The following is a 19988-nucleotide window of genomic DNA, read 5'->3' as shown; positions in this document are numbered from 1 at the left end:
ATTCTGTTCTATTTGTAATATAACGTGTGTTGCTTATGTTGTCAAGAACCGAGTCATAATTTTTTATAAAAAATATATAAATAAGTTTGGAATAAAAGCCGTATCTGAATATTGTTTACCCTGAGGGCATTCCCATTCGTGTTTATATCATAAGAATGAAATACTTTCACACATTAAAACAGCAGGGAACCTGTCTTCAATCAAGTTCCCTGCCTGGCAGTGCCACTGTAAAAGCGGCGAGTATTTCGTTTCTTCTTACGGTTACTTTATCCTGCCTTCTCCGCCCATCAGATTTGTTAATTCTTCAATTTTTTCCAATGGGAACGGTGGAAAAGTCAAAGGCTTCATGGCGATCGACATAAGCTTCATAGGATTATCATCTGCAGCAATGCGATTCGAAACAAGCTTCCCGCATTGTTTGCACCTATGGATAATCGCCCATTCGCCGTTCTTCCTTACCCATACTCCGATTGGCTCCATATATCCGCCGCAGTCAGATTCCCTGTCACCCGGCTCATCATCTACATGCAGGCTGTTAAGGCAATTAGGACAATGGTTCCTATGATTGCTTCCGGCTCCTTCCTGAACAACAAGCCACCCGCATATTTTGCATGTAAATACACTATCACAAGCATGGTTTTTATAATAACCGTCTGTATATGCTATTTTTTTATTCTTACGATTCATTTGCTCCTCCAAATAGTTTGCCTGAAATTCCTTTGGAGGTCAACGCAACGCGATTCGCTTTTTAGATTATTGCGCAAACCTCCCGGTTTGCTGCAAACGATGATTTACTACAATATTTCATACAAAATCCTCCTCCCGATTTTTATTCCCTTATTATACAGTAATAATCATAATTTTGGAATACGATTTAGAAAAATATGTCAGGCCTGCATCGCAGTCTGGCTTACCTTGGCTTCACCGCTGGCGCAGAAAACTGCCGCTGACCACATGGCAATCGCCGTCACTGACCGCTTCCTAATACTTATTCTCCTGATACTATTTCTTCACAAACATTCCGGCTGTCATGCCGATCAACATCCCGAGACTGAGTCCAAGCCCCAAATTTACCATTCCCATAGTTCCAAACAGCATACCGAAGCACATTCCCAGACACATCCCCTCAGACGTGCAGTCGCCTTTCGTTTCGTCATCTTCCGTTCCGTCGTTTTTTCTTTTACTTACTTTTACCGCAAGAACGGCAATTGTAATCCCTAAAATTATCCACGGTAGAGCCGCTGTTGCAAATTCTTTCATCTCATCACTTCCTTTCATTTTGCATCTTGTATTGCCTTATTTCTGTACTCTTTATGTCACACGGGTATTCTCATAAGGGTATGGGCAAATTCTGCCGTATTGTTTATTTTTGCCTCATCCAAAAACTCTGATTGATATCCTAAATCGCAGAGCCTGTTCATCGCAATAATATTTCCCGTCAAAACTGTATATTTTATCAGTCAGCGCCCTCAGTAAACGACCCTATTTCAATCAGGTTCCCCTCCGGGTCCGCAACATAGCAGGTACGCTGCCCCCATTCCTCCGTCGTAGGCTTCATTACAGGCACCGCTCCCTTAGAAATAACTTCTTCAAATGCTCTGTCCACCGCGGCATAATTTTCTACGCTCAGCGCGATTTCATAATGACCGTTGATGTTCTTCGCATAGTGAAAACGATTATTAGTCATTTTCTCAAAATCAGTTCTTCGATATAGCAGAAAGAGCGTTCCGTTTTTTTCAAGGTAAACATTCGAAGTATTCTCACTTTCCTTTATTTCAAAGTTCAGCACATCTTTGTAAAAACGCACCATCACCGCCATGTCCTTCACAAAGATTCCAAATCCGTCTAACCTCATACAACCATGTTCTCCTTTTTTCAAATCCTGCAGCCTGGAATCAGCAAACTTGGAATCTTAGGCATCATCTGCTTTTTCTAGTACCGCATAGGTATATAGGGTGAAATCTGCTCGGTAAAACCAAGACTTTTATATAGAAGGCTGCCATCCCTTGTCGCCTTAAGCTCTATGTAGTCGAGCTCCTTCTCCTTAGAAAAAGATATCAGCATTTTCATAAGTTGCTTTGCAACTCCCTGCCGTCTGTATGCTTCTTCTGTGTACACGTTTAGCACCTCCCCTATTTTCCCATTGATGAAACGCGGATTGGAAGGCTTTTCAATGATGAGCAGGAATGCAGTTGATACGATTCGATCATCTTCCTTCGCTACAAAAGCAACTAAATCCTTTTGTAAATGCTTTGCAAAATATATGGTTAGATTATGTATCATCAGTGCTGAATCTTTTTCTGAGATTTCTCCTTGATCACTGTTTATGTAGGCAATTCTCACCGCCTTCAATTGCTCAATATCCTCCATAGATGCCATTCCATACCACATAACTGTCCTCCCCCATTTCTAACATGCCGCCTCTTCCCCGCGTCCTATTTTCCTATTTAATAATTTTATATTCATATAAACGGTAAATTCTTTTCGCTGCTTTCCCTGCGAACATGAGCCTAAAAAATATTTGTTCGAAAGCACTTAACTCATCAACCAACCCGGACGGAGTCATGTCAAGCTCCCCGGCAAAATGTATCCTCTCATTTTGCTCTAAAACCTCCGGATAATCGATGCCCGAAACGATTTTCGCACCTACATCATTTACCGGATTTTTAAACCTGGATGCTTTTGCCCCGAAAACAGTGTAGCTATCCATAAGCAAAAGTACGTTGGCGAATTGGCTTTGCAGTGCCAGAAACAAAGAACCCAGCTCCTCATTCGTAAGGTACATGCTTATACCTTCCATGATTACGATAGCTTCTTTCCCTTTTTCCAATCCGTTTATCCACTTTATGTCGGAAGCATCGGCGCTCAGCATCCGGTAATTATCGGATTCTGTGAAATATTGCATTCTTTCCTGTATCACAGAAGGATAATCGATGTCATACCAAATCCTTTCGAAGGCATTAATCCTTTCAACACGGCTGTCCATCCCGCATCCGATGTGCAAAATGATTGCTTCCGGATATTTTTGAAGCTGATTCTTTGTCCATTCATCAAATACCCGCGCTCTCATAGCCATATAATAAGCCAGCCACCTGGATTTCGCTTTTCCATGCAGCGCAAAGCCTTCCTGTTTCCATATTTCTTCAGCCTTGGGATCTTTGATTATAATGCCTTTTCGACTTACCTCCGCTTTTCCGAACAAAGGAATGTATAGGGTTTTATTGACTGCATTCATATCTGTTTCCTCTTAATCAGTTTTATTAAAAACAACCGTCTGCTCTTTCATAGATATTTTTCCTACCTGATACCCATACTCCGTCAGTTCCTTTTTGTAATTCAAAAAAGAATGGTCTATCGGTATTCCCGCAATATCCCGGATTTCATCAAACGTAAGTTTAAATGACTTACTGCCACTTTTTTGTACATATTCCCATAAAGATTTATATTTGCTCATCTCATACCACTCCTTTGCCTGCTTATTTTATGCTTCCCGTCGCCCTTCTTATTTACGTCAGCAAAAGGAATGCTCTTTTTAGGCTTAAGCGTCTGATCGAATACAATATGTTCCCTTTTTTTCTTTCCCATATTATTCCTCCAATTGATCGCCGGCAAAAATCTTCTTCTTACTTCTGATATGCTCCTTCCATTTACAGCAGTCATTTAAATGGAGCATGACATGACGCGTGGGGGGCATAAGCAGAATACCGGCAACATCCTTCTTTCCCCAATAGTCCAAGAGCCAGATGGAATCCGGATGCTCAGTCACACCGCCAACTGCCTGAATGTCTGTCAAAGCACCCGGCAAAACTTTTCTTTTCATATCCGAAGCCTTCAAATCCATTACGACTTCTCTTGTCCTTTTCGCAACTTCTTTTCGGTAGCGAAGCAGCTCATCAATATCAATATTTCGGCTAAGTTCCATAATCTCGTCATCGGACATAGCATTTCCTGTATCGCTGATGGAAACATTCAGCCTTTTCTTCCATTCCTCATTGAATATCTGTTTTTTGCCCGCTATAAGCATATTCACGGTCAAATCTTCAATTCTTGCGATATGCCATAGCACCCAGGCAATCGTCTCGTCCTTGTTCGTAGGCATAAGGGCATATTCCTCTTTACTTAGATCACGCAGGAGATTATCTGTCTCATTTTTATCCTCCCTGTCCGCTTTGGCGGAAAGGAAATCAATCGTTGAAAGCGCTTTTCTTTCAATCTTATCCCTCATACAAGTTTGGGCAGACGCGGAATTAATAATTGGCTCTTCGGCCTTCTCCATTCCGGACAAATTAAGCTTCGAATGAATCTCTAAAAACAGCGTTTTGGCCTGCTCAAGCTTCTCTTCCTTTCGAATAATTCTGCTAAGTTCTTTATGTTTCTCACTTAATCCCTCTCCGAAATATTTCACGTCCCTCTTCCTCCCCTAATTCAATTTATACCTCATTGCATTAATAACCCGATTTTTTAAGCACCTTCCACGACACTCTCTTGAACACGGTTCACCTAATAAGTGTATTCGCGGTTACTGTGCTTGTCAATAAATCTTTATATGCTGAACATACAATTTATCCATAAAATATTCGGTATGTGAAATCAATGATGAAACAACCTTACTCCGGTCATAGCCATTGCAATCCCATATTTATTACAAGTCTCAATTACATTATCATCCCGCATAGAACCGCCTGCCTGCGCAACATAGGAAACGCCGCTTTTAACGGCCCTTTCAATATTATCTCCGAAGGGGAAAAAGGCATCCGAGCCCAGCGAAATACCACTGATTTGCCGTAACCATTCCTTTCTTTCGCAGGAAGAAAGAAGCCTGGGTTTCTCCGTAAAAAGATGTTTCCAGCTATCCCCCTCCGTCACGGCCTCCGGTTCCTTACTAAGTAAAAGGTCAATTGCATTATCACGGTCTACGAGCTTTGTTCTCTCATAAAAAGGCAAAGACAATATGTAGGGATGCTGCCTAAGATGCCAGACATCCGCCTTATCACCGGCCAGACGGACACAGTGAATTCTCGATTGCTGGCCCGCTCCTACTCCGATCGTTTGCCCGCCGAACGCATAGCATACAGAGTTAGACTGGGTAAATTTAAGTGTTATCAACGCAATTAACAGATCACGAACGGCTTCTCCTGGTATTTCCTTTCTTATTGTTGGAATGTTTCTTAAAAGTTCTTGCGTAATTTCTACCGCGTTTCTTTCCTGCTCGAATGTAATGCCGAATATTTCCCTTTTCTCTGTGCCTTCGGGTTTAAACTCTTCATCTATTTTCAAAATCACGTACATCCCTTTTTTCTTGTTTTTAAGCAATACCAAGGCTTCCTCCGTATAAGCCGGAGCGATGATACCATCCGAAACCTCTCTGTTTATCAGTCTAGCCGTCTGTATGTCACAGACGTCGGACAGCGCGATAAAGTCGCCGTATGATGACATCCTATCTGTTCCTCTGGCCCGCACGTAAGCGATAGCCATCGGGGATAATTCCTGTTCCCCTAAATGATAAGCCCGGAGAAGGGAATCCGGCAGAGGCGTTGCCGTTCCTGCTCCGGCAGGGCTGACATGCTTGAAAGAAGCTGCCGAAGCCAAGCCGGTAGCTGCTTTTAGCTCTCTGACAAGCTGCCAGCCATTCAATGCATCCATAAAGTTGATATATCCGGGGCTTCCGTTTAGTACTTCGAAGGGCAGCTCTCCCTTCTCCGTATATACTTTAGCGGGAACTTGATTCGGATTTAATCCGTAGCGTAATTTCCATTCTTTCATATGAACATCCTCCAATCAAAAGTGTGCTTCACCTACTCTCGCAGCCAAGCACTTTGGCAGCACAGCTTTTGTTCCGTGCACTTTGCTGTGCATCTATTTTTGTGCAACAGGAGCGCTTTCCTAATTACACAAAAAAAGTGCCGTCAGTCCGGGCACTCGCCCAGACGGTCGGCACATCATTGTCATACTTCATGTGGTTAATTCCACTTCCGTCAGTTGTATGATAACCTAACATTATTACAGAAAATCACTTTTGTCAATATTTCCCTTTAACCATTTTCTCATAAAGACAGCCGCACGTTTTTCTCTTTCTTCCCTTCTTGCTTCGTCGTATTTTCCCAGAATCAGTTCTTCTTTGATAAACCCGTCTTCCAGATAAATGATTCGCTCGGCTCCGGCAGTTCCTGAAGCTCCTGCCCGTCGAAGAAAACTGTTCCTGGCGGAGTTGGTGCCTGACGGAATTAGTTGACTAAGGAATAACAACAGTGATAAAATTTTACAAATAACACTTTTGGGCTTCACTTACAGAATAAGGGGAAATTCATATGAAATATAAATTTGCATATTATACTGACGAATATTTTGACCAAATGGAAAAGCTGATACTTAATAGCTATTCCATAGGCTTTCCGGCCTATTTATTCAACCAGCTGCAATTTGACAGAGGAGTCCACTCAGCATGGGCAAACAACAAAGCTAATTGGGAACAGACGTTTTAAGGTGGAATGTATGGAATATATTTTTATAAATAGTGAAAATCGTTCAGATATCAATTCATTTATTGCAAGTCACTGGCTGACCACAAAGATGATCATCCGTGGAAATATTGTTGACATGACACAAGTTGACGGAATTGCAGTTTATGAGAATTCAGAAATCATTGCTTTATTAACGTATACAATAAGCGGCAATCTTTGTGAGATAATCTCCTTGGATAGTCTGCTTGAAGGCAGAGGAATTGCTACTGAATTAATAAAGAAAATTCTTTCAGTAGCAAGACAAAATCAATGCAGTAAAATTATCGCAATCACAACAAATGACAATATTAATGCGATGCGGTTTTATCAAAAACGCGGCTTCGACATGGTACGGTTGTACCATAATGCTTTAGATATTTCCAGAAAGCTGAAACCGGAAATTCCATTCATTGGAGAAAATGATATTCCCTTACAACATGAGATCGAATTCGAATATGACCTCGTATAATCTCCATATGCCCTTATTTGATTCCATATATGATTCCTACCCCCTTCAGCATCCACGGTGCCTGCACGAACTTAGGGACAAAGTCAAGCCTCTCAATATCGGCAATATAATGAATCTCCCGGATTCCTTCTGCCTTCAGTTCCTCTACAAACGCCTCCATGTCTCCATAAAGAGCTTCCATACCAAAGAGGTCTTGGAATGCAAAGGCACCGCCCTTCTTTACGATACGCAGCGCCTCTTTCACTACAAGGCGTTTATCAGGCTGTGTCTTTACCTCGTGGAACACGAAGTTACTGACTGCCGCATCAAAACTTCCCGACGGATATTTTAAATTCGCCGCGTCTCCTTTCTCGAAACACACTCTGTCAGAAACACCTTCCACCACCGCATTACTTTCGCACTGTTCATTCGCATAGTTCCATTCCTTCCCCCAGTAATCCACCCCTTGAAGCTTAGCTTTCGGGAAACGCTTCGCGCAGCGTATCGTTAAGGCGCCTGCACCGCATCCGATATCGAGAAGAATTCCATCCCCGTTATATGGAAGATGGTTTACAAGATATTCGTGTATTTCTCCCATAAGCCCGCCTTTTTCAAAAGCAAAAATAGCTTTGCATCTGTGCATATAGACACTTACTGCCAGCATAAGCAGGAAAAAGAATCCAAAAATTACCGCAAATATCATACTTCCTAAAAAAATCCAATTTACAATCCACAGCAGGAATATCAAGCCCGCTGCTATCCACATTTTATGCATCAGATTGTCCGGCACCCAATTACCATAGTTGGTTTTCTTTTCATTTTCTTTCATGATTCCACCTCATTAAATTATCTTCATCATCTATTGCTGCCCTATATCTTAAAAGGACAGTGCATTATACAAATTGTTTAAACCGAATTTTGGTTAGTTAAAACTAACTGAATTATAAAACTTTCCCCTTTATTTGTCAATTTCAAATCATCACTATAAAATTTATTTTTTCTAAATATACTATCAATCCCATGCACGCTCATGTTTTAACGGCTTATAATGATTCGTTACTATCCAGTCTTCGGCTTTGTAGTAACATCTTCTAATGCTCTAATCTTCTAATCTCCTAATCTTCTAATCTTCTAATCTTCTAATCTTCTAATCAGTAAATTTTAATCTATCATTTTATTTTTCTCTGTGCTATACTTTATGATTAGTTTTAAGCTTTCACAAATTCAAAACCGGATTGGAGTATACCACAATGTCATTTACGGCTCTTGTATATCATGAGATCCGCGAGGGAACTATGTTCTCTCCCGAACAGACACATCCTATTGAAGTAAGGCAGGATTATGAAGATAATTTGCCCTCCCCGCTATTCATCACTTTAGAAAACTTCGTGATGCAAATGGAATATCTGTATGAAAACGGCTATCACACCTTAACGCTTGAGGAGGTCAGGAATTACTATTATGATAAAGCAACGTTACCCGATAAGTCCGTATTATTGACCTTCGATGACTGCTATCAGTCCATCGCCCGTTACGCTTACCCGCTCTTGAAAAAATATGGGTTTCATGGTGTTGTCTTTGTAGTCACAGGCTGGCTGAACAGCGAAAAGATATCATTTATGCCCGAGAAATCCGTTTGCCTGACGCAACATGAGCTGGAAGAGATGGCAGGCGTCTTTGAATACGCTAACCATACCGATTTATTCCATACGAGGTCAAGCGCCGCAGTCGGCAGGATGATGGAGGCTGATGATTTAGAATTCTCCGAAGATTTGGACCGCTGTAACGCTCAGTCCATAGTCAATGCAAAGGATACCTTTGCCTATCCCTTCAGTTTATTCGAGGATCGCAACGTTTCGCTGCTTAAGTCAAAGGGCTTTCTTCTGGCCTTTACTACAAACAATGGACCAAATACCCAAGAGACAGATCCCCTCCTTTTGAATCGCATGGTCGTTCCGTATTTTATGGACCTGGCCGCATTTAAAGAAATTCTGGGGTGAAAAATAACGAAAATACAGAAAAGGAGATTTATATTATTATGAAAAAAATATTTACACTGCCCTTATTGTTGACCGGACTTTTTCTGTTCGCTTCCTGCGGAAAAGATACGGCTGATAATACTGCGGCTATCGAAAAAGAAAGTGAGGAGTTAACTGTCGGCATCCTTCCTGCGGAATCTTCCATTCCCCTGATTCTGGCGCAGGAAATGGGCTTTTTCGAAGATGCCGGTTTAAAAGTGACCTTGCAGTCATTTTCCTCTCCTAACGACCGTAATGCAGCGGTTCAAGCCAAGTCCCTCGATGCAGCCATCGGTGATGTCATGACTGCCGCGGCTTTTGCAGATAACGGCATTCCCATGAAAATCACCTCGGACATCAGCGAAGACTTTAAAATACTTTCTTCTCCCAACTCCGGAATTACATCCATGGAACAATTAAGCGGAAAGAAAGTTTCTCTCGTTCCTAATTTTATTTTAGAATATATCATGGATGAGTTTGCTGCTGAATACAACTTTTCATATGAAATCGTAGAAATCCCTTCCTTCTCCGGCAGATCTGAGGCTTTGATGTCTGATCAGATCGATGGAGTCGTATTCACGGAGCCGCAGGCCGGAATGCTGGCCGCGCAGGGCGCTCATTTGCTAGGCAGCTCGAAAGAGGCCGGTATAAAGGGCGGTGTCATTATGTTTACCGAGGATACTATCGCAAGCAAGCCGGAGGCAATAAAAGCATTTTATTCCGCTTATAATGCTGCTATCGATTATATGAATGAAACCGATGCTTCCAAATACAGTGACCTGCTCGCTCAGTACCAGTTCCCGGAAGCAATCAGCGGTTACCTCGCAAGTCAAAGCGGAACCTTCGCCTATGCAGGCCCCATTGCGAAAGACCCATTCGATCATATCATCGAATGGACCAGGAATAAGGAGCTGATTGGTAAAAGTTATACTTATGAAGAGCTTACCGACTTTTCCTTTCTCCCATAATTAAAAATCCTCTCAGCGCTCCGCAGCATTTTTCTTTAGCCACGGCGCGCTGAAACGTTCTAATGAATCTAACAAATCGAATAATATGATTCCTAAAAAGCCGATTGCCAGAATCCCTCCGAACATTTCCACATAATTCATTTTCGTCCATGCGCTTAAAATATAATAGCCGATGCCGTATGTGGCCGCATAATTTTCCGCAAAAAATAAAGAAGCCAGCGTAATTCCAATGCTAATGCGCAGCCCCGAGAAAATCTGAGGAAGAATAGCCGGAAAAATCAGATAACGGTATCTTTGTCCTGACGTAGCACAAAAGCTGTTCATCACTTTAAAATGCACCGGCAAAATCTGCTCTACACCATCCCTTACCGATAAAATCATTTGAAATATGATAATCCAGATCATGAGAATTATCTTCGAAGTATTGCCGAGTCCGAATAAGAGCATAAAAACCGGAAGAAATGCAATCTTCGGCATTGGATAAATAAAATATAAAAAAGGAGACAATAGTTTCTTGCACGTCTCATTTACACCCAGAAGCATACCTGCCGGGACTCCTATTATAAGCGAAATGCCAATTGCCGCCAGCACCCTCAGCATGCTGGCACCGCAATGAAGTGCAAGCTTTCCCGGAACTGTCAGCATATACGCAAGAGTTTCCAACGGAGATGGCACTGTATGAGTATTTAAAAGCAGATGGCATATCTCCCAGAAAATAAGAAAGCTGACAAAGCCTAAACATTGATTCTTAACAAACATTCCCCCGCTCCTCTTGGTCCTTGTTCGAATAGCCATATGCTTTCTTTATCCTTCTTTCTCCATTTTTAACAACTGTCTTAATTTGATGCATTCTTCATAAAATCCTAACTGCTCTCTGGCATCCTTGTTAAAATAATAGGGATTCTCTATTTGCTCCACCTCGCCATCCTCTTTCAAGATGAGAACATACTGCCCCAGCCACATTGCCTCCTCCACATCGTGGGTTACGAAAAACAGCGTCGTCCCCCGCCTTTGCTGCTCCTCCCGGATCACTCCCTGCAATTCCTCCTTGGTTGCCGCATCCAAAGCGGAAGTAGGCTCGTCCATCAAGATAATATCAGGGCCTCCGATCAAGGTCCTGGCAAGCGCTACCCTCTGCTGCTCCCCTCCGCTCAACTCCTGCGGATACTTGTTCCCGTATTTTTCAAGTCCCAGCTTCTCAAGCAGATGATAGACAGCCTCCTTCGCCTCCTGCTTCCCGCCCCTCAGCTTGAGAGGCATAGCAACCGCTTCCTCTACCGTCTGCCATGGAAAAAGCCCTAACTCCTGAAAAAGAAATGCCGTTTCCTTCCTTGGGCCTAACACCCTTGTCCCGTTAATGCTCACAGTTCCCTCGTCAGGCTTTAAAAATCCGGCAATCAAATTCAGTATTGTCGTTTTACCGGAACCCGACTTCCCAATCAAAGCGTAGGAAATACCTTGTTCCAGCGAGAGACAGACCTTCTTCAAAACCTGCTGTCGCCCAAAAGAGAAGGACACCTGCTCCATCAAAATAAATTCTTTTTTCAATCTCTGTCCTCCCGATATATTCTTACCGTATAAAGTTACAGCAAATCTTCCGGTTTCTTCCTCCCTTTGTTGATTACCGTATTCGCAGCACCGATAATTCTTGCTGCAGGCAAAATACGATTGCCGTTGTACTTTCTAAGTATTATAACATCATACTATGGTTTCATAAACTGATTTTGGATGGAAGGAAATGTGAAATTCCTAAAAGGAGTGCAGGATTCTTCTTATGATTGTAAATAATTTATCGGAGGCTATGATGGCCTCCGATTTTCTTGGGCTTTCTGAAATTGATTTTATTCTGATACCGGATCCATACGAAAAGAAAACTGTATACGCATTTACCTCAAAATAATAACCTCAAATCTTCCCCTTATTATACACAATATTCCCATGTCCTCCGTCTGCTCGAAGCATTTCAGGAATCTTCATTTCTTTAGCTATATAACCCGATGTACCCTTAAACTCGAAGGGAACGTCATCCACATTCCCAGACTTAATATCTTCACACACCTGAATCACACCCGCGATTATATCGATGGGAGCATTGCCGTCTCCGTGGGACAGCAAAATGCGCTCATACTTGCCGTCAGTCTCACTCTTCATTTTTTTCAGGTTCTCTTCATATTCTCCGATTGGCAGAGAATACTCCTCAAAAGCGAAGGTAAAAGAATTGCAGGCGTCCCCTGTCAGCAGCATCCTTTCTTCCCGAATCAGCATGACCACAGAGCCGGAGGTATGCCCCGGGCAGTCGAATATGTCGATGTGCACGCCCCCCAAGTCGAAGCAATCTCCGCCTTTCATGTCATGAAAGCTTGCTGCATCGGCGGTCTCGATATAATCCGCCTCATCTAGCAGCGAAAAGTCAGGTGACATTTCCATACCCTGCCATCGAAAAGCCTTATCCCCATGTGGTCCGAAAATATAATCGTCAGTATGATTCATATACACTTCGTCAAATTCCCCCGCACCCATAGCATGGTCCGTATGCCCATGAGTCAAAAGCACGATGACGGGCTTTTGACTCAATTGTTCCACCGTCTTTTTTAAGCTCCCAAAGCCACTTCCGGTGTCTAGCAGTGCCGCTTTTTTCGCGCCTTCTACCAAATACATTAATTCTGTATTGATTCCAAAAATTCTCGTTACATAAGGCGATACTTTTTCTGTTTTAAATGTAACCATTTGTTTCCTCTTCCTCTTTCTGTTACAAACCCCGGTTATTCATTTATAAATGCTGCTATTTCATTGATTGCGGCTTCTGCCTGCGGGAGAAGCCCAATTTGATCTACAAATCCGTGACTTACATTACAGTAGCGAATCATTCTGACCGGTACGCCTGATTCCTTCAGCAATTTTGCATAATATTCTCCCTCTAAACGAAGACCGTCATATTCCGCCTGAATCATCAGCGTCTTTGGGAGACCTTCTTTTTTTCCAAGCATCGGACTAATATAAGGGTTTTTCAAATCATACTGTCCCTGCACATAAAAGGCCGCATCTCTTTCATTGGATTCATCGGAACCAATACCTGTTAACTCCTCCAAGTATGACCGTTCCTCTTCTACCAGCTCGAATACGTTAAGATTTCTTTCATATCCCTCCAGCAAATCGTTGGCGAATATCAATTTCGGATAAATCAGCACCTCTCCCTTTAGTAGTCCCGTATTTCTGTCTCTATCCATCTGCGTTACTGCCGCCGACATATTGCCGCCCGCACTGTCTCCTCCAATGAAGATATTCTTCTCATCGATTTGATAAAAAGAGGCATGACTGCTCAAATAGTTTAATGACTCGTAGATCTGGGTCGTCGGAACCGGATAAGGTGTCTCGGGGGGAAGGCTGTAATCGATGTTGCATACTATCGAATTCGACCGTTCCGCCAGTAACCGGCAGCCGTTTTCTACCGTAATTACGCTTCCGCCGAAAAATGCGCCTCCATGCACGTACATAAAGCAAGGGCGTTTTCCCTCCATTCTCACCGGATAGTACATCCACCCCGGAACCTTTCCACAGGTGGTATCTATTTCCAAATATTTTGTACAAATCGGAAATGTATTCTGATTGTAATTCGTTCCAATCATCCTTTTACGCATAACTGCAATAGGCGGCTCACCCTCTTCTGCCACAGAGGACCGCCGTTCTTTCATCTGCTCAAGTATTCTAGGGTCAATGGTTCCCGGTCCATTCCCATCCTCCGCACACTTCAGCTCCACCGATACGCCGTGTACAAAAACGCTTTGCGTTTGTCCCATCATTTTCATTACTGTTTCATCACTATATTTTTTCATATTTGAATGACACCCCTTTCCATTGTATAATCTCGTTCGAGGCAACTCCCTCCGAGGTCGGACTGATGCTTCAGCAGTATGCTTTTTACCTCTTCCAGCATCTCATTCATCTCATTTACCACATACTCTATCTGCTCTTTGGTCAGCTTGTCGTAGTGAATACCCGCAGTCACGCTGACAGGTTCTTTTTTTATCCGGTACAATTCCCCGGCCCAGCGTTCCCCTACGACTTGCTCTTTATGCCCATCCAGACCGATGGTTCTTATCTGCCCCGCTTCGTCTGCAAGAGATACAGCCCCCACGTGAGGCACCTCTCCTCCCGTCAGCAGCACGGACATCCCATGAGCAAGGACGGTCACCTTCGCCGATATATCCCTGCCCATAAGGTTATGTACGATTCTAAAGCTTATATCCTTGCTCCTTTTCTCCTCACCCATGTCTTCCATGCCTGCCCAACGCTTGTAGCCCTCACCCTCTAAGCCGAACTGGTCCAGCACTTTTCCTATGACATGGCGATTGCAGTCTTCTACTGTCTCAGGGTGGTTATAGTAGCTCAATACCGGAGGAATCACCACCGCACCCAGCCTGCTCGCTTCCAGCATGTTTCGCAGGTGAATCGTTCCGAGGGGGCATTCCCTCACTACCAGAACGAGACTTCTTCTCTCCTTCAAGGTGACGTCTGCTGCACGCAATAGAAGGTTATCGCTATATCCGCTGACAATTCCTGCCAAGGTTTTTACGCTGCACGGTATCACGATCATGCCGATGGTTTGAAAGCTTCCGCTGGCCGGGCCTGCACCGACATTGCGGTTGTCATGGACTACCGTCGCCAGATGCCCAAGCTCATCCAAGGTAGCCCCCGTCTCTTGCGAAAGGGTCATTTCCGCCCCTTTCGTCACAATCAGGTGAACCTCCAGACTCTCCTTATATTTTTGAAGCTGTTTCAATAGCTCTATGGTAAGCGGAGCGCCGGAAGCGCCGCTCATACCAATAACGATTCTTCTTTTCATATAAATATCACACTCTTTCTCCTGCCCGTCAACCTATAACTAATGGAATAGTTTGTCTTACGCCTCCACCGCTTTCTCGGTTTTCTTGATTTTAGTGTTCTTCTGATAATTATCGAATCCAACTGCCGCGAGAAGCACGATGCCCTTCGCGATATACTGCGGATAGGTCCCCAGTCCGATAATCTGCATGCCGCTGGACAAAACTCCGAGAATCAGTACGCCGGTAATAACGCCCCATACCTTACCGCTGCCGCCCTTGAAGCTGATTCCTCCCAAAACTGCCGCTGTCATGCACGTGAATTCCGTACCTACGCCGGTAGCGGAAGTTGCAGAGCCTGCGCGTCCGACAAGAATGATGGCAGAAAGCGCTACGAAGAACCCACAAATCATAAATACGCATATTTTGATTTTTTTCGTATTCACACCGGCAAGATGTGCCGCCTCTTCATTGCTTCCAAGTGCATATACGTAGCGTCCGAAATAAGTTTTATTCAGCACGAAGCTGGCAAAAAAAGCGACGATGACCATTGCGATAACGCTGAAGGGAATAGGCCCCACATAGCCTTGTCCTAAGAATTTGAAGCTGTCGGGCAATCCGAAAATAGGGTTGGAATTGGAAATAATATAAGAAGTACCTTGAAAAATTGTCATCGTACCCAGTGTAATGATCAAAGGATGCACCTTCAGCTTTACTGCCGCCACGCCATTGATTATGCCTAAAAGAACTCCCATCGCAAGCCCTATTAATACCGAAAAGAGAACCGGAAGATTCAGCCACATCATGCTTACCGCCGTAATGACTCCGACCAAAGACATCTGATATCCTACGGACAAATCCATGCCGCCGCTTATCATGACGAACGCAAGGCCGATTGCCGCAATAATCACGTAGGACTGCTGTACGAAAATATTCGTAAAGTTGGTTAAGGAGAAGAATACCGGATTGATAATGGAAAAAAATAAGATCAATCCAATCAGTACCAATATGATGGTATATTTTTTTAATATTTTAATTACTTTCTCTTTCATTTGAACTCCTATCAGTCCGCCTTGCAGACACTTTTCATTTTCTATTATTTGCATCTGTTTATTTTCATCCACAGCTCGATGCATATTTCAAAACAGCAGTCTGGCTGAATTCCTCTTTCTCAAGCTCGCCCGCCTTTTTTCCCTCTGCAAGCACGATAATCCGCTGCGACATTCCAAGCAGCTCCTCCATATCGGAAGAAATCATGATAATGCCGATTCCTTCGTCTGCCAGGGCACACATCAGCTCATAGATTTCCTGCTTTGCTCCCACGTCTATTCCTCTAGTCGGCTCGTCGAAAATAATAATTCTGGAATTTGCCGCCAAAGTCTTTGCAATAACGACCTTTTGCTGGTTACCGCCGGATAAGTTCTTTACATCCTGCACGTAAGAGGGCGTTTTGATGCTCATCGCTTCCCCATATTTCTTCGCTGCCTCTTCTGTTTGCTTCTGATTGACGATTCCGCTCTTAGAAAATCTTCGAATATTATTAAAAGCAATATTCCACTCTATGCTCTGCTCCAGAAAACAGCCTTGATTCTTCCTATCCTCCGGTATCAGTCCAATTCCGTAGTGAATAGCATCGGAGGTGGATTTGATTTTTATTTCCTTCCCTTCCAGATAGATTTTTCCCGAATCCATTCTATCTGCTCCGTAAATCAGTCTGGCAAGCTCCGTCCTTCCCGCTCCCACCAAACCGGCAAGGCCCAGGATTTCCCCTTTTCTTAAGGAAAAAGAAATATTGCTGTCTCCATTACCGTAAATATGCTCCAGACGCAGAATCTCTTCGTCATAATGCTTTTTCGGCTTCGGATAATCGGAGCTGAGCTCCCGTCCGACCATCAGGCTGATCAGCTCATCGCGATTGGTCTCTTTTGTTAATAACGTTTTTACAAAGGTCCCGTCGCGCATCACGGTAACTCTGTCCGCAATACGGAATATCTCATCCATGCGGTGAGATATGTAAATGATGGTAATTCCCTTTTTCTTCAGCACTTCTATGATGTCGAACATGCACTCCACTTCTTTTACGGTAAGAGGCGCGCTGGGCTCGTCCATAATAAGCAGCTCACACTTTTTGGAAATCGCCTTTGAAATTTCCACAATCTGCTTATGTGCCGGTGTCATCCCCTCGACCAAGGCTTTGGGATTGATATCTATCTTAAACTGCTTAAAAATATCGGCAGCTATTTTTTCCATTTTCTTAAAGTCCACAAATCTGCCGAACCTGTCACCCATGCAGATATTCTCAGCCGCAGACAGCGTATCCACCAGATTAAATTCCTGATAAATGACTTCGATCCCGTTATCTCTGGAAATCTTAGGAGTCATTCTGCTATACGTTTTATTTTTATAGACAATTTCTCCGGCAGTGGGCTCAATCGCCCCTGAGATTACTTTTATCAGGGTGGATTTACCCGCACCGTTTTCTCCTAGTAACGCATGTATCTCTCCCGGCTTGAATTCGATGGAAAAATCGTCCAGTGCCCTGACGCCGGGGTACAATTTCGTAATATTTTTAAGTGTAAGGATTGGTTCCATATTATTCCTCTTTTCTAAAAGAGGCCGCGGCGTATTCGCTACAGCCTCCTTTTATTAAAATGGATATAAAGTAATAATTTATTGATAGTCTGCAACGTTATCGATGGTAATCTTCGTTAACGGATCTGGATTTTCAACCTCATATGTCTCATTTAACAGTATTTTCTTCGCCAAGTTATAAGTATCTCCCGGAAGGTCATCGCTACCGAACTTGATCAGTCCGCGAAATACGGAGCTGTTATCGCCGGATTGAGCGATAGCTGCGATAGAAGCTTCATCGAGGTCGGAGGCGAATACTGCGAACTGAGAGGCATCCTTTACCGGAGAACCAGCTCTGGTAGCAAATTCGTTAACGCCCATTGCACCGCCGGAGTTATAGCTGAGCACCAGCTTGATCTCTGGGTTGGTCTGCATGATATTTTCCATAGCCGCCTGTGCAGCATCGTTTGTTTTAATGCTTCCTACGGTCTGCACGATCGTAACCTTATCACAGATATCTGTAATCGTATTCATACCGTCACATCTGCTATTGGCTTCCGGCGTGCTTCTGTCCTCTAAAAGAGCGATTTCAATACTTCCCGGTTCCGCATCGGGGAAAGTAGCCTCGACCCAGGCCGCTCCCATTTCCGCCATCATCGTTCCATCTTCATACTGGTCGGTAAACATAATCGCGTCATAGGCTCCCGTATCACCGCCTGCCACCATCACCATGGAGCCTGCTGCCTGCGCTCTTTCAATAGCATCGGTCACTCCCGTAGGCTCTACCGCCATAACGATAATGAGATCCGTGCCTGAAGCCGCGAAGTTTTCAATCTGGCTGATCTGCGTCGTAGCGCTTCCTGCCGCATCCGCGATGTCAACCGTCACTCCGTCCGCTGCCGCAAGGTCCTTTACGCTGTTGGACAGCCAAGATAAAAAGCTTTCGGAAGTATCCGGCATGCAATATCCGATGGTCATGCCCGCTAACGCTACCGCCCCGCTCTCTGCAGCAGCATCCGCCGCCGTTTCTTCTGCTGCGGCCTGTGCTTCTTCCTGCGCAGGAGCCTGTGTTGTCTCCGCTGCGGGGACCTCGGCCGTCGCGCTCTGTCCGCAGCCTGCTAAGGCCGTTACAGCTAATGTTGTTGTCAATAATGCTGCCAAAATCTTCTTTTTCATAAAGAATATCCTCCTTTAATATGTATAGTTTCCTGACACTGTTATTGTAGCAAAGGCCCTCTCTTATCCGGGGTGGAAATTTCTGCAAAAAGGAGGAGATTTTTATCCCTCCCTCGTCAGTTCTTCCCAATATCCCCCTTCCTTCCTAAGAAAAATCCTGCCGCAGTCATATTCCAATTCGTCCAGCGCCTTGGAGAAAAAGATAACCCTAATCCCCTTTTCGGAAAGATCTTCCACATAGCTTCGAAACTGCATGATCTCCTCTACATCCATTCCCCAATAAGGATTTTCGAACAAAATGACCTTCGGTCTTGCAATTTCATACCGGTATACGGACAATATTTTTCTCTGCACACGGCTTAGCTGCTTCACCTGATCAAAGCTGTCGGGAATACCGATTTTGCGGTAAAACACATCTGTGATGCTCTTCTTCAGCTTTAGGGAAATACAGCCTAAATGCCCTTTGCCGATTCTATCTGGAATTGTCAGAATAATATTGTCACTGATGCTCAGCTTCCCTACCAGCTGCTCCGAGCTCTCCCTCGGAATCACTACCGTCTTATCTCTCGTTCCTTTGCCCTTTTCAGGAAGGCATCCATCTATTATTTCATCGAATAATAAAGGGTTCTCCCGTTGAAATCTTTCTAAATAATCCCAAATCGAAATTTCTGTTTTCCATTCATAGTCAAAAAATCCTATAAAATCGTAACCGCCTTTCTCGTTTGGCGCGTAACCATGTATCTTAGCGCTCTTTAAATAATTGCGCACCCCGTCATCGATTCTGTGCCATTCCATCAAATCTCTGCCCTGATGAATGAGCTGAATGCGGTCTGCCATTTCCGCAAACATGGAGTAACGCTCGGATAGAAGTAGGAAGGAGGTTCCTTCCTCCCTGAGCTTTTGTATCATTCTGCGTATTTCCTCCGCATTTCTGCCTCCGTAGTTGTCCTCCATAAGGTCCAGAACGATAAGCCTCGCTCCGTGCATTTTTGCTTTCAGCATGCTGAGCTTGGGAAGGGTATCACTGTCCAACCGGTTCAACACCGTATCGGGAGAAATTCCTATCTTCTCCTCCCGCAGAAAATTTGCTACGGCTTCGTCAGTCCGCCTCTTTCTATACAGCTTCATGGACAGTGGATGATATCTGACCACCTCCAGATTCTCGGCTACCGTCATGTCCGTAACCAAATCCTCGTCGGATGTAATCGTGTATATCCCATACTTTTCCTTCGTCTCCTTGGCATAATCCGTAACCAGCTCCTCGTCGATATACATCTGTCCGCCAGTCAGCCGCCGGCCTCCCTGAAGCAGCTCCAGCAAACCCTTGATGCCGCTCCCCGCCAATCCCTGAATATATAGAATCTCTCCCGCATACACTTCCATATTGTAATCTCTGAGCCGGTAGCTCTTATCCGTATCCTGAGTGCCATATGCGATTCGAAGCAATTCTCTCATAGATAAGCTGCCCCTTTCTTACTCTGACGCTT

General features: G+C 44.0%; 25 protein-coding genes and 1 riboswitch. Of the genes, 5 read left to right on the top strand and 20 right to left on the bottom strand.

Annotated features, from left to right (window positions below; genetic code table 11):
* Window positions 1–261: 261 nt before the first annotated feature.
* The 10 genes from CC90_RS0102675 to CC90_RS0102625 form a co-directional block, all read right to left on the bottom strand.
* Window positions 262–687, bottom strand: coding sequence for an RNHCP domain-containing protein (locus CC90_RS0102675; RefSeq protein ID WP_031389286.1), 426 nt, complete (start codon window positions 685–687; stop codon window positions 262–264).
* Between the two features lie 315 nt (window positions 688–1002).
* The gene (locus CC90_RS0102665) at window positions 1003–1260 is read right to left on the bottom strand and encodes a hypothetical protein (protein ID WP_031389285.1); all 258 of its coding nucleotides are present in this window, start codon (window positions 1258–1260) and stop codon (window positions 1003–1005) included.
* A gap of 196 nt (window positions 1261–1456) precedes the next feature.
* Window positions 1457–1855 carry a VOC family protein gene (locus CC90_RS0102660; RefSeq protein WP_031389284.1) on the bottom strand — a complete coding sequence of 133 codons (399 nt, stop codon included), beginning with the start codon at window positions 1853–1855 and terminating at the stop codon, window positions 1457–1459.
* Window positions 1856–1932: 77 nt separating this feature from the next.
* Window positions 1933–2391, bottom strand: a complete 459-nt coding sequence (locus tag CC90_RS0102655; RefSeq protein ID WP_031389283.1) for a GNAT family N-acetyltransferase — start codon at window positions 2389–2391, stop codon at window positions 1933–1935.
* A 52-nt stretch (window positions 2392–2443) separates the two neighbouring features.
* Window positions 2444–3235 (bottom strand): class I SAM-dependent methyltransferase, encoded by a 792-nt coding sequence (locus CC90_RS0102650; protein WP_031389282.1) that lies wholly within the window; start codon window positions 3233–3235, stop codon window positions 2444–2446.
* Window positions 3236–3247: 12 nt separating this feature from the next.
* A complete protein-coding gene (locus tag CC90_RS0102645) occupies window positions 3248–3454 on the bottom strand; it encodes a hypothetical protein (RefSeq protein ID WP_031389281.1) in 207 nt (68 codons plus the stop codon).
* On the bottom strand, window positions 3451–3585 hold the full coding sequence (locus tag CC90_RS24795; RefSeq protein WP_278245444.1) for a hypothetical protein: 135 nt from the start codon (window positions 3583–3585) through the stop codon (window positions 3451–3453). The genes CC90_RS0102645 and CC90_RS24795 overlap by 4 nt, the downstream gene beginning before the upstream one ends.
* Window position 3586: 1 nt before the next feature.
* Window positions 3587–4405 (bottom strand): DinB family protein, encoded by an 819-nt coding sequence (locus CC90_RS0102635; protein WP_031389280.1) that lies wholly within the window; start codon window positions 4403–4405, stop codon window positions 3587–3589.
* Window positions 4406–4590: 185 nt separating this feature from the next.
* Window positions 4591–5763: a phosphoribosylaminoimidazolecarboxamide formyltransferase gene (locus CC90_RS0102630; RefSeq protein ID WP_031389279.1), complete on the bottom strand. Its 1173-nt coding sequence runs from the start codon at window positions 5761–5763 to the stop codon at window positions 4591–4593.
* 151 nt (window positions 5764–5914) lie between these two features.
* Window positions 5915–5993, bottom strand: a riboswitch (ZMP/ZTP riboswitch).
* 7 nt (window positions 5994–6000) lie between these two features.
* A complete protein-coding gene (locus CC90_RS0102625) occupies window positions 6001–6246 on the bottom strand; it encodes a hypothetical protein (RefSeq protein WP_031389278.1) in 246 nt (81 codons plus the stop codon).
* Between the two features lie 62 nt (window positions 6247–6308).
* Between CC90_RS0102625 and CC90_RS24145 the strand changes: the two genes are divergently transcribed.
* Window positions 6309–6482 carry a hypothetical protein gene (locus tag CC90_RS24145; RefSeq protein WP_157837522.1) on the top strand — a complete coding sequence of 58 codons (174 nt, stop codon included), beginning with the start codon at window positions 6309–6311 and terminating at the stop codon, window positions 6480–6482.
* Window positions 6483–6492: 10 nt separating this feature from the next.
* Entirely contained in the window at window positions 6493–6969 is a 477-nt protein-coding gene (locus CC90_RS0102615) for a GNAT family N-acetyltransferase (protein WP_031389277.1), read from the top strand.
* 13 nt (window positions 6970–6982) lie between these two features.
* Here the strand turns inward: CC90_RS0102615 and CC90_RS0102610 are convergent, their stop codons facing one another.
* Window positions 6983–7777, bottom strand: coding sequence for a class I SAM-dependent methyltransferase (locus tag CC90_RS0102610; protein WP_031389276.1), 795 nt, complete (start codon window positions 7775–7777; stop codon window positions 6983–6985).
* A 421-nt stretch (window positions 7778–8198) separates the two neighbouring features.
* On the opposite strand from CC90_RS0102610, the gene CC90_RS0102605 reads away from it, so the two are divergent.
* The gene (locus CC90_RS0102605) at window positions 8199–8948 is read left to right on the top strand and encodes a polysaccharide deacetylase family protein (RefSeq protein ID WP_031389275.1); all 750 of its coding nucleotides are present in this window, start codon (window positions 8199–8201) and stop codon (window positions 8946–8948) included.
* Window positions 8949–8986: 38 nt separating this feature from the next.
* A complete protein-coding gene (locus CC90_RS0102600; RefSeq protein ID WP_031389274.1) occupies window positions 8987–9934 on the top strand; it encodes an ABC transporter substrate-binding protein in 948 nt (315 codons plus the stop codon).
* Between the two features lie 12 nt (window positions 9935–9946).
* On the opposite strand, the gene CC90_RS0102595 is transcribed toward CC90_RS0102600, so the two are convergent.
* Together CC90_RS0102595 and CC90_RS0102590 are read right to left on the bottom strand one after the other, a co-directional pair.
* Entirely contained in the window at window positions 9947–10693 is a 747-nt protein-coding gene (locus tag CC90_RS0102595) for an ABC transporter permease (RefSeq protein WP_031389273.1), read from the bottom strand.
* Window positions 10694–10738: 45 nt separating this feature from the next.
* Entirely contained in the window at window positions 10739–11461 is a 723-nt protein-coding gene (locus tag CC90_RS0102590) for an ABC transporter ATP-binding protein (protein ID WP_031389272.1), read from the bottom strand.
* Between the two features lie 247 nt (window positions 11462–11708).
* Between CC90_RS0102590 and CC90_RS24790 the strand changes: the two genes are divergently transcribed.
* The gene (locus CC90_RS24790; RefSeq protein WP_278245443.1) at window positions 11709–11834 is read left to right on the top strand and encodes a hypothetical protein; all 126 of its coding nucleotides are present in this window, start codon (window positions 11709–11711) and stop codon (window positions 11832–11834) included.
* A gap of 5 nt (window positions 11835–11839) precedes the next feature.
* On the opposite strand, the gene CC90_RS0102580 is transcribed toward CC90_RS24790, so the two are convergent.
* The 7 genes from CC90_RS0102580 to CC90_RS0102550 all read right to left on the bottom strand — a co-directional run bounded on the left by CC90_RS0102580 (window position 11840) and on the right by CC90_RS0102550 (window position 19956).
* Complete coding sequence (locus CC90_RS0102580) at window positions 11840–12661, bottom strand: MBL fold metallo-hydrolase (protein ID WP_031389271.1); 822 nt, start codon at window positions 12659–12661, stop codon at window positions 11840–11842.
* Between the two features lie 35 nt (window positions 12662–12696).
* Complete coding sequence (locus CC90_RS0102575; protein WP_031389270.1) at window positions 12697–13767, bottom strand: alpha/beta hydrolase; 1071 nt, start codon at window positions 13765–13767, stop codon at window positions 12697–12699.
* Window positions 13764–14777 carry a UbiX family flavin prenyltransferase gene (locus CC90_RS24950; protein WP_081905845.1) on the bottom strand — a complete coding sequence of 338 codons (1014 nt, stop codon included), beginning with the start codon at window positions 14775–14777 and terminating at the stop codon, window positions 13764–13766. Before CC90_RS24950 ends, CC90_RS0102575 begins: the two co-directional genes overlap by 4 nt.
* Before the next feature lie 57 nt (window positions 14778–14834).
* Window positions 14835–15806, bottom strand: a complete 972-nt coding sequence (locus CC90_RS0102565) for an ABC transporter permease (RefSeq protein WP_031389268.1) — start codon at window positions 15804–15806, stop codon at window positions 14835–14837.
* Between the two features lie 64 nt (window positions 15807–15870).
* Window positions 15871–17346, bottom strand: coding sequence for a sugar ABC transporter ATP-binding protein (locus CC90_RS0102560; RefSeq protein WP_031389267.1), 1476 nt, complete (start codon window positions 17344–17346; stop codon window positions 15871–15873).
* 78 nt (window positions 17347–17424) lie between these two features.
* Window positions 17425–18501: a sugar ABC transporter substrate-binding protein gene (locus CC90_RS0102555; RefSeq protein ID WP_031389266.1), complete on the bottom strand. Its 1077-nt coding sequence runs from the start codon at window positions 18499–18501 to the stop codon at window positions 17425–17427.
* Between the two features lie 102 nt (window positions 18502–18603).
* Complete coding sequence (locus tag CC90_RS0102550) at window positions 18604–19956, bottom strand: ATP-binding cassette domain-containing protein (protein ID WP_031389265.1); 1353 nt, start codon at window positions 19954–19956, stop codon at window positions 18604–18606.
* Window positions 19957–19988 lie beyond the last annotated feature (32 nt).

The organism is Kineothrix alysoides (assembly GCF_000732725.1).
Classification (GTDB): domain Bacteria; phylum Bacillota; class Clostridia; order Lachnospirales; family Lachnospiraceae; genus Kineothrix; species Kineothrix alysoides.
This window is presented reverse-complemented; position numbering and strand designations above follow the sequence as displayed.